This is a genomic window from Streptomyces sp. NPDC047841, from assembly GCF_040704085.1.
Lineage (GTDB): Bacteria > Actinomycetota > Actinomycetes > Streptomycetales > Streptomycetaceae > Streptomyces > Streptomyces argyrophylli.
The window spans coordinates 138,450-152,675 of sequence record NZ_JBEYRP010000004.1; the positions used below are offsets into that span (position 1 = coordinate 138,450).

At 73.5% G+C, this 14,226-nt stretch carries 14 protein-coding genes; 6 read left to right on the forward strand and 8 right to left on the reverse strand.

Translation table 11 applies throughout. From position 1 onward, the window contains the following. Window positions 1-8: 8 nt before the first annotated feature. Window positions 9-3,266, reverse strand: coding sequence for a BTAD domain-containing putative transcriptional regulator (locus AB0947_RS07435; protein ID WP_366749305.1), 3,258 nt, complete (start codon window positions 3,264-3,266; stop codon window positions 9-11). A gap of 35 nt (window positions 3,267-3,301) precedes the next feature. Next, window positions 3,302-3,847, reverse strand: a complete 546-nt coding sequence (locus AB0947_RS07440; RefSeq protein ID WP_181140252.1) for a Uma2 family endonuclease — start codon at window positions 3,845-3,847, stop codon at window positions 3,302-3,304. A 133-nt stretch (window positions 3,848-3,980) separates the two neighbouring features. On the opposite strand from AB0947_RS07440, the gene AB0947_RS07445 reads away from it, so the two are divergent. Then, complete coding sequence (locus AB0947_RS07445; RefSeq protein ID WP_366749306.1) at window positions 3,981-4,784, forward strand: site-2 protease family protein; 804 nt, start codon at window positions 3,981-3,983, stop codon at window positions 4,782-4,784. Here the strand turns inward: AB0947_RS07445 and AB0947_RS07450 are convergent. The 3 genes from AB0947_RS07450 to AB0947_RS07460 form a co-directional block, all read right to left on the reverse strand. Then, complete coding sequence (locus AB0947_RS07450; protein WP_366749307.1) at window positions 4,774-4,986, reverse strand: hypothetical protein; 213 nt, start codon at window positions 4,984-4,986, stop codon at window positions 4,774-4,776. The two genes, AB0947_RS07445 and AB0947_RS07450, sit on opposite strands and share 11 nt — an antisense overlap. 82 nt (window positions 4,987-5,068) lie before the next feature. After that, window positions 5,069-5,782: an NADPH-dependent F420 reductase gene (gene npdG, locus AB0947_RS07455; RefSeq protein ID WP_366749308.1), complete on the reverse strand. Its 714-nt coding sequence runs from the start codon at window positions 5,780-5,782 to the stop codon at window positions 5,069-5,071. Window positions 5,783-5,819: 37 nt separating this feature from the next. After that, on the reverse strand, window positions 5,820-6,893 hold the full coding sequence (locus AB0947_RS07460) for a sialidase family protein (protein WP_366749309.1): 1,074 nt from the start codon (window positions 6,891-6,893) through the stop codon (window positions 5,820-5,822). A gap of 115 nt (window positions 6,894-7,008) precedes the next feature. Here AB0947_RS07460 and AB0947_RS07465 point away from each other — a divergent pair, with 115 nt between their 5' ends. Continuing rightward, window positions 7,009-7,605 (forward strand): hypothetical protein, encoded by a 597-nt coding sequence (locus tag AB0947_RS07465; RefSeq protein ID WP_366749310.1) that lies wholly within the window; start codon window positions 7,009-7,011, stop codon window positions 7,603-7,605. A 582-nt stretch (window positions 7,606-8,187) separates the two neighbouring features. Continuing rightward, on the forward strand, window positions 8,188-9,456 hold the full coding sequence (locus AB0947_RS07470) for an MFS transporter (protein WP_366749311.1): 1,269 nt from the start codon (window positions 8,188-8,190) through the stop codon (window positions 9,454-9,456). On the opposite strand, the gene AB0947_RS07475 is transcribed toward AB0947_RS07470, so the two are convergent. After that, window positions 9,457-9,690, reverse strand: a complete 234-nt coding sequence (locus AB0947_RS07475) for a hypothetical protein (protein ID WP_366749312.1) — start codon at window positions 9,688-9,690, stop codon at window positions 9,457-9,459. 58 nt (window positions 9,691-9,748) lie between these two features. On the opposite strand from AB0947_RS07475, the gene map reads away from it, so the two are divergent. Next, window positions 9,749-10,606: a type I methionyl aminopeptidase gene (map, locus tag AB0947_RS07480; protein ID WP_366749313.1), complete on the forward strand. Its 858-nt coding sequence runs from the start codon at window positions 9,749-9,751 to the stop codon at window positions 10,604-10,606. A gap of 51 nt (window positions 10,607-10,657) precedes the next feature. On the opposite strand, the gene AB0947_RS07485 is transcribed toward map, so the two are convergent. Further along, window positions 10,658-10,855, reverse strand: coding sequence for a hypothetical protein (locus AB0947_RS07485; protein WP_366749314.1), 198 nt, complete (start codon window positions 10,853-10,855; stop codon window positions 10,658-10,660). A gap of 126 nt (window positions 10,856-10,981) precedes the next feature. Continuing rightward, on the reverse strand, window positions 10,982-11,671 hold the full coding sequence (locus tag AB0947_RS07490; protein WP_366749315.1) for a PhzF family phenazine biosynthesis protein: 690 nt from the start codon (window positions 11,669-11,671) through the stop codon (window positions 10,982-10,984). A 142-nt stretch (window positions 11,672-11,813) separates the two neighbouring features. Between AB0947_RS07490 and efeO the strand changes: the two genes are divergently transcribed. Together efeO and efeB are read left to right on the forward strand one after the other, a co-directional pair. Further along, complete coding sequence (efeO, locus tag AB0947_RS07495) at window positions 11,814-12,950, forward strand: iron uptake system protein EfeO (RefSeq protein WP_366749316.1); 1,137 nt, start codon at window positions 11,814-11,816, stop codon at window positions 12,948-12,950. A 17-nt stretch (window positions 12,951-12,967) separates the two neighbouring features. Next, the gene (gene efeB / locus AB0947_RS07500; RefSeq protein WP_366749317.1) at window positions 12,968-14,224 is read left to right on the forward strand and encodes an iron uptake transporter deferrochelatase/peroxidase subunit; all 1,257 of its coding nucleotides are present in this window, start codon (window positions 12,968-12,970) and stop codon (window positions 14,222-14,224) included. Window positions 14,225-14,226 lie beyond the last annotated feature (2 nt).

The window sequence follows — 14,226 nt, forward strand, 5'->3', positions numbered from 1 at the left end:
CCCGGCGCTCAGAGCAGGGCGGTGGCCTCCGCGAGGGAGAGGCCACCGCCCTCGGCGTACGCGGCCTCGTACGAGACCGGGTCCAGCGCCTCCCGGATCCGCGCCTCGGTCATGGCGTGGCACCGCCGCTCCACGTCCGAGGGGATGTGGCCGGGCGGCAGCAGCGCGTCGGCGGCGCCCAGGCAGCGGGCGGCGTCGCTGGCGCGGCTGCCGCCGTCGGCGCGGGCGAGGGCCATCGCCGCGGTGGTGAGGCAGATGGAGTTCAGGTGCGGGTTGAGGGCCTCGGACAGCGGGTCGGTGGCGAGACGGACGGCCCTGCGGACCCGGGTGAGGGCGTCCTCCGTGCGCTCGTCCACGGCGTCCACCCATGCCTCCTGAGAGGTGATCAGCGCGTCGAACACGACGAAACGCGCGATGGTGACCTCCTCGCGCGTCAGCCGGAGCTGTTCGCGGGCCTCCGCGGTGCGGCCGGTCAGACTGAGCCAGCCGGCGAGGAAGAGCCGCGCGAAGGGCACGGCCTCGTTGTGGACGCCCCCCTCGTCCATGGTGACGTCGCGGAGCATCCGCTCGCCGCGTTCGTTCTCGCCGGCCTGCACGAGCACGCTGCCGAGCCGGGCGCGGAGCACGGCGACCTGGGCGCGGGCGCCGAGGCGTTCGGCGTGTTCGATGGCGGCCTGGTAGTCGGCGGCGGCCTCGCGGTGGGCGCCCTTGCGTTCGTTGGCCTCGCCGCGGGCGGACAGGGCCTCGGTGGTGCCCCAGGCGTCGCCGAGCCGGTGGTAGATCTCCAGGGACTCGTCGGCGTCGCGGGTGGCGTCGCCCGCCCAGGAGCCCCGGTTGGCCAGGAGGTTGGCGCGCAGGTGGAGGGCGCCGGCCAGCTCCCACTCGTAACCCGGGGTCTCCCGGCAGGTCCGCACGGTGGCGTCCACGATGGTGCGCACCTGATCGGCGCCGCCGGTCAGCAGCCCGGCGAAGAACCACAGCATGCCCGGGGGCCGGCAGGTCTGCGGCAGGCCGGGCTCGTAGACCTGGGTGACGACACGGAGCTTCGCCGCCGCCTCGGGGGTCTGCCAGAGGTCGATCTCGGTGTCCATGCACGCCAGATGGGCCAGATGGACCCCGCGCCGGGCCTCGGCGAGGAGCTCTCCGGTGTAGGGGGGCGGGGTGTCGGTGCAGCGCTGCCACACCGGTTCGGCGCGGCGGACCGGTTCGGTGAACGGGTCGGGGCCGAGCGCCATGACCTCCCGGCACCAGGTGCGGATCTCGATGCGCTGGTCGCGCATCTGCCAGAACCAGAACAGGGACAGCACCAGGCACAGGCACTCCTGTTCGTCGCGCTGGGCGACGGCGTGCCGGAACGCGGTGCGCAGGTTCTCGTACTCCAGCTGGAACCGGTCGATGGCGGCGCGCTGCCCGGAGCCGCGCAGCAACGGGTCGGTGGTGCGGGCGAGTTCCCGGTAGTAGGTCAGGTGGGCGCGCTGGGCCCGCGCGCGGTGGCCGGTCTCGGCGAGGCGTTCGGCGGCGTACTCGGCCACGGTCTCCAGCAGCCGGTAGCGCATGCCGCCGTCGGCCGCCGGGGCGGCCACCACGAGGGACTTGTCGACCAGGGAGCCGAGCGCGTCCAGGGCGGCCGGCCCGCACACCGCCTCGGCGGCGGCGAGGTCGCAGCCGCCGGCGAACACCGACAGCCGGGCGAGGACGTCCCGTTCGCCGGCGTCCAGCAGGTCCCAGGACCAGTCGACGACGGCTCTGAGGGTCTGCTGGCGGGGCAGCACGGTGCGGCTGCCGGAGGTGAGCAGCCGGAAACGGTCGTCCAGCCGGTCCGCTATCTGACGAGGCGTCAGCATGCGCAGCCGGGCCGCCGCAAGCTCGATCGCGAGGGGCAGTCCGTCCAGGCGGCGGCAGATCTCGGCGCACGCCTCCGGGTCGTCCTCGACCCGGAAGCCGGGGCGGGCCGCCGCGCCCCGGTCGGCGAGCAGCCGCAGCGCGACCGGCTCGGGCAGCGGCTCCACGGGCCGGACCAGTTCCCCCGGCACGCCGAGGGGTTCCCGGCTGGTGGCGAGGACGGTCAGCTCCGGGCAGCGGGCCAGCAGGTGCTCGGCGAGCCGGGCGGCGGCGTCCACGACGTGCTCGCAGTTGTCCAGGATGATCAGCATGCGGCGCCGGGCGCAGTGCTCCACGAGCCGTTCGACGGGGTCGCCGTGCCGGTCGGAGACCGCGCGCATGCCGTCCACGCCGGCGCCGTGCAGCACGGTCTCGCGGGCGCCGATCGCGGTGAGCACGGCCTGCGGTACGGCGTCCGGGGCGTCCACGGGGGCCAGCTCGGCGAGCCACACCCCGTCCGGGGCGGTGTGCCGTACCGCCTCGGCGGCCTCCTGCGAGAGCCGGGTCTTGCCGGCGCCGCCGGGCCCCAGCAGGGTGACCAGGCGGGCCGTCGCCAGGTCGGCGCCGATGGTCCTGAGGTCGGCTTCCCGGCCGACGAAGGAGGTGAGCCGGGCGGGCAGGTTGCCCGGCCGGGCCGCGGGAGCCGGCTCGGCCGGTTCCTCCCGCAGCAGTTCGGCGTGCAGGGCGCGCAGTTCGGGACCGGGATCGGAGCCGAGCCGGTCCGCGAGGAGGCGTCGTACGTCCTCGTAGGCGGCGAGTGCCTGGGCGGGGCGGCCGGTGTCGCGCAGGGCGCGCAGCCGCAGCGCCTGGAGGGGCTCGTCCAGCGGGTGGCTGTCGCACAGGGCGGTCAGCTCGGGCAGCGCCCGCTCGGCCTCGCCGAGGGCGAGGGCGGCGGTGTGCCGGGCGCGCAGGGCGTCGAGCCTGCGGGTCTCCCAGCGGGCCGCCTCGGCGGTGCGGTCGGGCAGGTCGGCGAGGGCGGGGCCGCGCCACAGGGCGAGGGCGTCGTCGAGGACGGCGGCGGCCTTGGCCGGGTCGCCGTCGGTGAGGGCGCCGAGGCCGTCGCCGGTCAGCCGGTCGAAGCGGGCGAGGTCGACGTCGTCGGGTGCGGCGGTGAGCCGGTAGCCGCCGTCGGCGGAGACGACGGCGGCGGCGCCGAGGGTCCGGCGGAGCCGGCCGACGAGCGCCTGGAGGGCGCCGGTGGCGTCCGCGGGCGGGTCGGCGCCCCACACCTCGTCCACCAGCACCCCCGCGGGCACGGTCCGCCCGGCCCTGAGCGCGAGCACGCTCAGCAGGGCGCGCAACCGCGCCCCGCCGACCGGGACGGCCGTACCGTCGGGACGGATCGCCTGAGTGGTGCCGAGCAGCCGATAGCGCACGGGGTCCATTGTCCCTGGGGACCACCGGGCGCCGCTCGCGGGTCTTAGATGCGGATGAACTGGGAGGAGTCGAGGACGAGGGTCTGGTCGGCGACGGGGATCTTGATCTGATCCCCGAAGACGCCGGACTCCTGGTGCTGGTACTCGCCGTCCTCCGGGCGTGTCAGCAGGGTCCAACGGCCGGCGAGCACGTCGACGATGAGGTAGGCGGGGATGCGGCGCAGAGCGTAGTGGCTCGGCTTGGTGTTGTAGTCGCGGTTCTTGCTCTCCGGTGAGACGACCTCGACCACGAAGGGCAGCAGCTCTTCGCTGATGTCGCTCTTGTCCGTCTCGACCAGCTCGCGCGGAATCGCCGTGGCATCGGGTTCGGGCTTGTAGCCCTCCCGGGGAGGGACGACCGAGAACTCGCTCGTCGCCACCCAGCCCGGCAGCCGTTCTTCGATCTGGTTCTCGATGCGCCGCTGAGTCGCCCTGTGCGCGTAGGTGACCGGTACCAACGTGAGACCATTCCTCGTCAGGCGGAGGCGCGCGCTCTTCGGCACATGAATGGCGTCCTGGACAAGCTCGACCCAGCCCTCGGCGATCGTCATGGCCACCTCCTCAGTCGACTCGATGACAGCGTAACGACTAGCAGGAACCTCCGGCCGCTCGCAGGACGTTTCCCCGCGATCACCGGTACGGTCGACCCCGGCCCGCCCGACGCGACCCGAGGAGCTCTTCCCCATGACCACCGCCACCACCCGCCACGGCGATCGGCAGATCAGCCCGGTGTTCGTCGGCATCCTGGCCGTGACGGCGGTGACCGGCTGGGCCACCTGGAGCGGGTTCGCCGCGCAGCCGGGCGTCGCGGTGTTCCTGTTCGTGACGGCGGCCTGGATCGTCTCCCTGTGCCTGCACGAGTACGCGCACGCCCGCACCGCCCTGCACAGCGGGGACATCACGGTCGGCGCGAAGGGCTACCTCACGCTGAACCCGCTGAAGTACACGCACGCGCTGCTGAGCATCGTGCTCCCGGTGCTGTTCGTGATCATGGGCGGGATCGGTCTGCCCGGCGGCGCGGTGTTCATCGAGCGCGGCCGCATCCGGGGCCGCTGGCGGCACAGCCTGATCTCGGCGGCGGGCCCGCTGACGAACGTGCTGTTCGCGGCGGTGTGCACGGCCCCGTTCTGGCTGCACGCGCTGGACGGCGTCCCCGCCGACTTCCGGTTCGCGCTGGCCTTCCTCGCGCTGCTCCAGGTGACGGCGGCGCTGCTGAACTTCCTGCCGGTGCCGGGCCTGGACGGCTACGGGGTGATCGAGCCGTGGCTGTCGTACAACGTGAAGCGGCAGGTGGAGCCGTTCGCGCCGTTCGGGCTGCTGTTCGTGTTCGCGCTGCTGTGGCTGCCGTCGGTCAACAGCGCGTTCTTCGACGTGATCGACTCGGTCATGCGGGCGCTGAACGTCGACGACCTTTCCCGCTACTGCGGCCAGGACCTGTACCGGTTCTGGCAGGGCGCCGACGAGTACTGCTCCGCGGTCAGCCCGTGACGGACCCGCCGCGGGCCGTCTTCCCTCGCTTGACGTAGTACCAGGTCATGTTGGACGACAGGCCCGCCAGCAGCACCCAGACGATGCCCAGCCAGCTCCCCTGCACGAAGGAGACGACCGCCGCGGCCACGGCGAGGAGGCAGACGACGAGGGTGTAGAGGGCGAGTCGCCGGGTCGGGCTGGGCGGGGGCAGGGGGGGCATGCGGGTCGGCTCCGGATCCTGTCGGGGGGGACACTGCTTGAGGTTCCAGTGTCCCCCATGGCCGGACATGGCCGGACCCGGCTCACACGTCGGTGACGCGGAGCCCGGCGTGGGCCTTGTACCGGCGGTTGACCGAGATCAGGTTCGCGACCAGCGACTCGACCTGGTGGGCGTTGCGCAGCCGGCCCGCGAAGACGCCGCGCATGCCGGGGATGCGCCCGGCCAGCGCCTGCACGATCTCCACGTCGGCGCGCTCCTCGCCGAGCACCATCACATCGGTGTCGATCTGCTCGATCCGCGGGTCCTGGAGCAGGACGGCCGACAGGTGGTGGAAGGCGGCGGCGACCCGGGAGTCCGGCAGCAGGGCGGCGGCCTGCTCGGCGGCGCTGCCCTCCTCCGGCTTGAGGGGGTAGGCGCCCTTCTTGTCGAAGCCGAGGGGGTTGACGCAGTCCACGACGAGCTTTCCGGCCAGCTCCTCGCGCAGCGCCTTCAGGGTGTCGCCGTGGCCCTCCCACGGTACGGCGACGATCACGATGTCGCTGCGGCGCGCGGTCCCGGCGTTGTCGGCGCCCTCGACGCCGTGCCCGAGTTCCGCGGCGGCGGCCTGGGCCCGCTCGGCGGCGCGGGAGCCGATGATCACCTTCTGGCCGGCCCGGGCGAGCCGGTAGGCGAGGCCCTTGCCCTGCGGTCCGGTGCCGCCGAGCACGCCGACGACGTACCCGGAGACGTCGGGCAGGTCCCAGGGGTCCTTGGCGGGGGCCTTGGCAGGGGTCTGTGCGCTGTCGGTAGAGGTCATGGGCCGACTCTACGTCCGCCGCCGGGCCCGTACCGGCTCAGGTCAGCCGGCGTACGGGCACCCGGCGGAAGGTGATCGTCTCGTAGGCGCCGAAGTCGCCCGTCTCGTACAGGAGCCCGACGGTGTGCGGGTCGACGCGGACCAGGTCGGAGTAGGCGGCGGGCAGCCCGTCGACGGTGAACGCCGGGCGCCAGGTGACGCCGCCGTCGCCGGAGGCGCGGATCGTCATCAGGGCGCGGGCGGCGGGGTCGGCCGGGGCGGAGAAGAGGAGCAGGTCGGGGTCGCGGAGCTGGAGCACGGAGGCCTCGCAGACCGGCGCGGTCAGCCCGGCCTGCGGCCGGAAGGGCTTGACGAGGGTCTTCCCGCCGTCCTCGGAGTGGGCGTCGGCGCGGTTGCCGGGTGACGGGGAGTCGTTGCGGGTGTTGAGGTAGACGCGGCCGTCGGGGAGTTCGGCGGCGGTGGTCTCGTTGACGTTGACGTAGCCGTCGGTGTTCTCGTCCAGGTAGCCCAGGTACCAGCTCTCGCCGCGGTCGTCGCTGAGCAGGCAGTGCCCGCCGTTGTGCCTGGCCTCGGCACCGGTGTCGGTGCCGGTGGGCGGCAGGGTGTGGTTGGCGGGGACGAGGACGCGGCCGGAGGCCAGCTGGAGGGCATGGCCGAGGGTGGTGGCGTACCAGCGCCAGCCGGGCTTCTTCACCTGCTGGGTGATCTCCTCGGGCCTGGACCAGGTCGCCCCGTCGTCGTCGCTGTGCTGCACCCACACGCGCCGCCCGTCGGCGTCCCCGACCTGGCCGCGCAGGATGGCGGCCTCGGTGGCGGAGGCGGCGGCGCGCACGTGCACGAGCAGGACGCGGCCGGTGTCCAGGACGACGGGGGCGGGGTTGCCGGCGAGGTTCGCGCCGTTGTCCGCTGCGACCTGGAGCGGGCCCCAGGTGCGGCCGCCGTCCGTGGAGCGTTTGAGCACGATGGCGATGTGCCCGTGGTCGGCGGCGGAGTCGGCGCGGCCCTCGCAGAACGCGAGCAGGGTGCCGGAGCGGGTGGCGACGACGGCCGGGATGCGGAAGCTCGCGTAGCCCTCGTGGCCCGCGCGGAAGGGGACGGACACGTCGGTCATCGGGCGGCTCCTCGGGCGTGCGGGGCGGGCGGGGTGGCAGCCACCATCCCCGGGTCGGGCGAATTCGCGGTGAACTCGGTGTCACGAGTGCCGCGTTGCGGCAGGATGCGGTCGCATGGACGCCGTACGGGTCGCGTTGCTGCGGGAAGTGCTGGCCGGGACCGAGTGGCTGGGGGCCACCCGGAGGTTCGCGGGGGTGCTGCGCGGGTCGGTGGTGGCGCACGGTGGCGGGCTGCTGCTGGTGGGGACGCCGGAGTACGAGCCGTGGCACCTGGCCGCGCACCTGGTGGACGAGGCCGCGTGGTCGGGCACGCCCGAGCTGGCGCCGACGCTGGTACGGCATCACGCGCGCCCCTGCGATCCCGCGCACCTGGCGGTGGGGCCGGGGCGGATCGCGGCGGCGCGGCGCGGGGAGACGCTGCTGGTGGTGGCGCCCGAGGAGCCGGCGCCGCTGCTGGAGCGGGTGCACGACGCCCGGCGGGCCGGGGTGACGGTGCTGGCGCTGGGGGCGGGCGGGGGCGAGCTGGCCGCGATGGCGCATGACACGCTGGCCGTGCCCGAGGGGGCGGAGCTGGACCTGGACAGCGTGCAGCACCTGGTGAGCGCGGCGGCGGGCGAGAACGGGGGCTCTCCGAGGGCGCGCCGGGGGTTCCGGGACCGTCTCTCCCGGCTGACGGAAGCGCTGACGGCTCCGCCGCCCGCCCCGTGGTGACCGCCTCGCCCACCCACCCGGCTCGCTCGGCCAAGAGGCCCCTACCGAACGCCTCTTGACGGCGACCGGCCCCTTCCGCCCAGCAGACGGCCCGGCTTGCTCCCCCTCCCGGCCCGTCGCCGGTCCCGGCCGGCGCCTCTCGGCCCGCCGGCCCTCGCCGCCGGCCGACGGTCCCGACTTCCCCCACCCCGCCGGGCTCCCCCGGCCGACCGACCGTCCCTCCCGGACTCCCCCGTCATTCGCCCCTCTCGGGCTGCCGCCCCCGGACCTCCCGGGCCTCCGGCCCTGCCGGCCTCCAGGGCCTCCGGGCTCACCGGCCCTCCCAGCCCGCCGGGCTCCCAGCCCTCCGCCTCTCCCGGCCGGCCGACGGTCCCGGTCCGCCGCTCCTCCCAACACCCCGCCGGGCCCCGGCCGCTCGTCCCCCACCAGCCGGCCCCGCCCCGGTCGGACCGGGCCGGGAGGAGGCCGCAGCGGTCCGTGTCCGGCACGGTGCCACACCGGTTCGCGGGCGGCACCGTACGGTCTCGAGGCAGGGGCGGAAAACCAGTTGCCCGGCGGTGCCGGGCCGTCGAGCATTCCCCGGTGAGCCGAGCACTCCTCCCCGACCTCGCCCCCTGGAAAGCCTCCGCCGACTTCCGGCGCCTGTGGAAGTCCGGTCTGATCAGCAACTTCGGCAGCTTCCTGACCTTCGTCGCGCTGCCGGTCCAGCTCAAGGATCTGACGGAGTCCGCCGCAGCGGTCGGCGCGATCGGCGCCGTCGAGCTGCTGCCGCTCATCGTGTGCGGCCTCTACGGCGGCGCCCTCGCCGACGCCCTGGACAAGCGGAAGCTCATCGTGTGGACGGAGGCCGGCCAGGGCCTGCTCAGCGCCGCCCTGCTGCTGAACGCCCTGCTGCCCCGCCCCGCCCTCTGGCCGCTGTACGTCGTCGCCGCCCTCTCCTCCGCGCTGGTCTCCGTGCAGCGCCCGGCCCTGGACTCCCTGTGGCCCCGGATCGTCGCCCACGACGACATGCCGGCGGCGGCCTCGCTGAACTCGCTGCGCTGGACCGTCGGCGGAGTGGCGGGCCCGGCGGTCGCGGGCGTGGTCGTGGCCTACGCGGGCCTCGGCTGGGCCTACGCGGCCGATCTGCTGACCTTCGCCGTCTCGCTGGCGTACATCGCGCGGATCGCCCCCTCCCCCGCCGCCGAGGAGGCCGCGAAGCCGGATCTGAAGGCGATCGCGGAGGGCGCCCGGTACGCGTGGAGCCGCAAGGAACTCCTCGGCACCTACGCCGTGGACCTCGCGGCGATGTTCCTGGCCATGCCGCTGGCCGTGCTGCCGTTCCTCGCCGACGACCTGCACGCGCGGTGGGCGCTCGGGCTGATGTACGCGACCATCCCGGCGGGCGCGCTGCTGGTGAGCCTGACGAGCGGCTGGACCTCGCGGGTGCACCGGCACGGGGTGCTGGTGGTGCTGTCGGCCGCCGGGTGGGGCCTGGCGGTGGCGGCGGCCGGGGTCTGCGGGAACGTCTGGCTGGTGCTGCTGTTCCTCGCCGTCGGCGGCGGCTTCGACATGGTCAGCGGGATCTTCCGGGCGGCCATGTGGAACCAGACGATCCCGGACGAGCTGCGCGGCAGGCTCGCCGGGATCGAACTGCTGTCGTACTCGGTCGGCCCGCAGCTCGGTCAGGTCCGCGCGGGCGGCACGGCCGCGTGGGCGGGCGTACGGGCCTCGGTCTGGTCCGGTGGCCTGGCGTGCGCGGGCGCGGTGGGGCTGCTGGCGCTGTGCCTGCCGGGGCTGATGGCGTACGACGCCCGGACGAACGAGCACGCGGTACGGATGCGCGAGCGGCGCGCGGCCGTGTCGGCGTGATCAGTCCTCGTCGGTGCCGCCCCCGGCGGGCGCGTCGTGCCAGCGCGGGTCGTTCTCCCACTGGAGGTTGCGCTCGGCCGCTCTCTCCATCGCGTGCCGCGCCTCCTCGGGGGAGGCGTACGGACCGAAGCGGTCCTTGCCCGGGCAGTCCGGGCCCTCCTCGACCTTCTTGTGTTCCAGGCAGTAGTACCACTCGCCCGGCTTGCCGACGGTGCGCTTCTTGAACAGGGCCATGAACAGCTCCTCTCGCCACCGACATGTTCCCCCATGTCCGCTGGTTAGACTCGCTTGCATGTCTGGCCAGTCGCTGCTCGTACCGGGGGAGCTGTCCCCCACCCGTCCGGTTCCCGGAAACATCCGCCGCCCCGAGTACGTCGGCAAGCCCGCGCCGGCGCCGTACACCGGGCCGGAGGTGCAGACCCCCGAGACCGTCGAGGCGATGCGGACCGCCGGCCGCATCGCCGCGCGGGCGATGGCGGAGGCCGCGAAGCTGATCGCGCCGGGGGTCACCACGGACCAGCTCGACAAGGTCGCCCACGCGTACATGTGCGACCACGGCGCCTACCCGTCCACGCTCGGTTACCGGGGTTTCCCCAAGTCGCTGTGCACCTCGGTCAACGAGGTCATCTGCCACGGCATCCCGGACTCGACGGTCCTCAGGGACGGCGACATCGTCAACCTGGACGTGACGGCGTACATCGGCGGGGTGCACGGCGACAACAACGCCACCTACCTGGTCGGTGACGTGGACGAGGAGTCGCGGCTGCTCGTGGAGCGCACCCGCGAGGCGCTGAACCGGGCGATCAAGGCCGTGAAGCCCGGCCGGCAGATCAACGTCATCGGCCGGGTCATCGAGTCGTACGCCAAGCGGTTCGGCTACGGCGTGGTGCGGGACTTCACCGGGCACGGCATCAGCACGGCGTTCCACTCCGGGCTGATCATCCCGCACTACGACAGCCCGCACGCGACGACCGTGATGCAGCCGGGGATGACGTTCACGATCGAGCCGATGCTGACGCTGGGCACGCACGAGTACGACATGTGGGACGACGGCTGGACGGTCGTGACGAAGGACCGCAAGCGGACCGCGCAGTTCGAGCACACGCTGGCGGTGACGGAGACCGGCGCGGACATCCTGACCCTCCCCTGAGCGCGGTACGACCGGGTCCCCCGCCGCGCACGGGAGGGGACCCGGGCCGGATCAGCGCAGGTAGTCGCTGCAGTGGGCGCCCGACCACGTCAGGTGGTTCTCCAGCGAGGTGAGGGTGCCGGCGTACGGGCTGCACACGGCCTCGTCGTCGGTCTTCTCGTCGTGGTGGGCGGCACTGGCCGTCGTGGCGCCGGACGCGGCGAGGGCGGCGGCGAGGGCGGTCGCGGCCAGGACTGATCTGATGCGCATGGTGCTCCTCTCAGGGAGGCGGAGTGGTCTCGCCCAGAGGTCCCCGTTCGCCCCCGCCGGCCGTCGCGCGCACCCGTGAATCCACCCGAACGGGGTCCCGGGCGATCCCCCGGACGCGCGCACGCGTCAGCGCTCCAGGCGGACCCGTCCGCCGACCTCGGTCCACCCGTGCGGCTGGGGGGCGGTCAGGAGCTGGGAGCCCTTGCCCTGGGTGATGTTCAGCGCCCGGCCCAGCCGGTCCGTGAGGAGCAGCGCCGCCGCGCCGGTGGCCTCGTCCTCCTCGACACCCCCGGCGCGAGCACCGGCTCCACCGGAGCGGCTGTCGCCGCGCTCATCGACGCGCCCGGGGAAGGCGCGGGCCCGGATCCGCCCGGCCGCCTCGTCCTCCCAGGCCCAGGCGTAGATCCACTCCCCCGGCGGCGGCACGTCGAGGGCGTCCACCTCGGCGGCGCTCGCGTACTGGCGCAGGGTGCGCGGGGGCGCCCACTCCGCGCGGGCCTCGATCCAGGTGAACTCGCCGTCCAGGCGGGTCCCCACGACCCCGGCGGGGGTGACGAGTTCGGGCACGTCGAGCAGCCAGGCCGCGCCCACGCAGGGGTGGCCGGCGAAGGGCAGGCGCAGGGTGGGGGTGTAGATGTCGATCACTCCGCGCTCGGGGTCGTCCACGAACACGGTCTCGCTGAAGCCGAGTTTGGCCGCCAGCGCCTGCCGGTCGCTCCGCTCGGGCAGCACCGAGCCGTCGCGGACCACGCCCAGTTCGTTGCCGTAGCCGCCGTTCGGCCCGCAGAAGACGCGGAGTACGTCGTATTCAGTCACCGGGGAATTGAAGCACCGCGGCCCGGGCGACCGCTTCATGATCTTTCCATGAGATCCGAATCACGGGAGGCGGGGGTACGAGTGAGGGTAGCCTCATGTAAGTTAGGGCAGCCTCACCAGACTAGATCCGCTTGGAGCCTGCATGCGCGCCGTCCGACTGACCGTCACCGCCGCCGCCACCGCGGCGGCTCTGACCGCCCTCTCGGCCTGCACCGCGAAGAGCGATGCCAAGGACGGTGACGCCATACAGGTCACGGCCGCCGATGCGAAGTGCGAGACCTCCAGCACGTCGGTGCCGGCCGGCCAGGTCACGCTGAAGATCGAGAACAAGGGCTCGAAGGCGACCGAGGTCGAGATCCTGTTCCCGGACGACCGGATCGTCTCCGAGAAGGAGAACATCGGTCCGGGCACCAAGTACACGCTCACCGCCGAGGTGAAGGCCGGCTCGTACGAGATCGCCTGCCGGCCCGGCATGAAGGGCCACGGCGTCCGGCAGAAGCTGACCGTGACCGGTGGCGCCGGCGCCGCCAAGCGGAACCCGAAGCTGGACCAGGCGGTCGCCGAGTACCGCCAGTACGCGCAGGACCAGGCCGACGAGACGCTGCCGAAGGCCGAGACCTTCGTGAAGGCGGTCAAGGACGGCGACCTGGAGGCCGCGAAGAAGGCCTACAGCCTCTCCCGGCTCGGCTGGGAGCGCACCGAGCCGGTCGCCGAGTCCTTCGGTGACATCGACCCGAAGGTCGACGTCCGCGAGGACGGCCTGGAGTCCGGCCAGAAGTGGACCGGCTGGCACCGGCTGGAGAAGGCCCTGTGGCACGACAAGAAGATCGGCGCCGAGGAGAAGACCCTTGCCGACCAGTTGCTGACGGACCTCAAGGACTGGCAGGGCCGGGTCGGCAAGGCGGAGATCACCCCGACCTCCATGGCCAACGGCGCCAAGGAACTGCTGGACGAGGTCGCCACCGGCAAGGTCACCGGCGAGGAGGACCGCTACGCCCACACCGACCTGGTCGACTTCAAGGGCAACGTCGAGGGCGCCCAGAAGGCGTACGAGCTGCTGAAGCCGGTCGCCGCGAAGAACGATCCCGCGCTCACCAAGGAACTCGACAAGCAGTTCGCGGCGCTGGACACGCTGCTCGACAAGTACCGCACGGACAAGACGTCCTACGACTTCGTGTCCTACGACAAGGTCACCAAGGACCAGCGCAAGGAGCTGTCGGACGCGGTGAACGCGCTCGCCGAGCCGCTGTCCAAGCTCGCCGCCGCGGTCGTGAAGTAGACGAGGGGGCAGAGGCGATGACCGAGACCCAGGAGACCAAGGCCGGCCCGTCGCGCCGCGCGCTGATCGGCTGGGGCGGTGCCGGGCTCGCGCTCGGGGCCGCCGCGGCCGGCGGGGCCGCGGCCATGGCCAGGACGGGCGACGACATGGACCCGGCCGCCGCCGAGACCGGCGGCGCGGTGGAGTTCCACGGCGCCCACCAGGCCGGCATCGCCACCCCGGTGCAGGACCGGCTGCACTTCGCCGCGTTCGACGTGAAGACCGACGACCGCGACCAGTTCGTCCAGATGCTCAAGGACTGGACGGCCGCGGCCCGCCGGATGACCGCGGGGAAGGCCGTCGGCGAGGGCGCCTACGGCGGGCTCGCCGAGGCCCCGCCGGACGACACCGGTGAGGCGCTCGGGCTGAAGCCGTCCCGGCTGACGCTCACCATCGGGTTCGGCCCCTCGCTCTTCACCAGGTTCGGGCTGGCGGACCGGCGGCCCGAGGCCCTGGTCGACCTGCCCCAGTTCCCCGGCGACAACCTCGACAGGTCCCGCACCGGCGGCGACCTGTGCGTGCAGGCCTGCGCCGACGACCCGCAGGTCGCCGTGCACGCCATCCGCAACCTCGCCCGGATCGGCTTCGGCAAGGTCGCCATCCGCTGGTCCCAGCTCGGCTTCGGCAAGACCTCCTCGACCACCCCGGGCGCGCAGACCCCGCGCAACCTCATGGGGTTCAAGGACGGCACCCGCAACATCGCGGGCACCGAGACCGATCGGCTGGAGAAGTTCGTGTGGGCCGGCGAGGAGGACGGGCCCGACTGGATGACCGGCGGCTCGTACCTGGTGGCCCGGCGCATCCGCATGAACATCGAGACCTGGGACCGCGCCTCGCTGCAGGAGCAGGAGGACGTGTTCGGCCGGGACAAGCGCGAGGGCGCCCCGGTCGGCAAGGCCAAGGAGCACGACGAGCCGTTCCTGAAGGCGATGAAGCCCGACGCGCACGTGCGGCTCGCGCACCCCGACTCCAACAACGGGATCACCATCCTGCGCCGGGGCTACTCCTTCACCGACGGCACCGACGGCCTCGGCCGCCTGGACGCGGGACTGTTCTTCCTCGCCTACCAGCGGGACGTGCGCAAGGGCTTCATCCCGCTCCAGCGCAAGCTCGCCGCGCACGACGCGCTCAACGAGTACATCCAGCACGTGGGTTCGGCGGTCTTCGCGATCCCGCCCGGCGTCCGGGACTCCGGTGACTGGTGGGGCCGCACGCTGTTCTCGAAGGGGGCATAGCC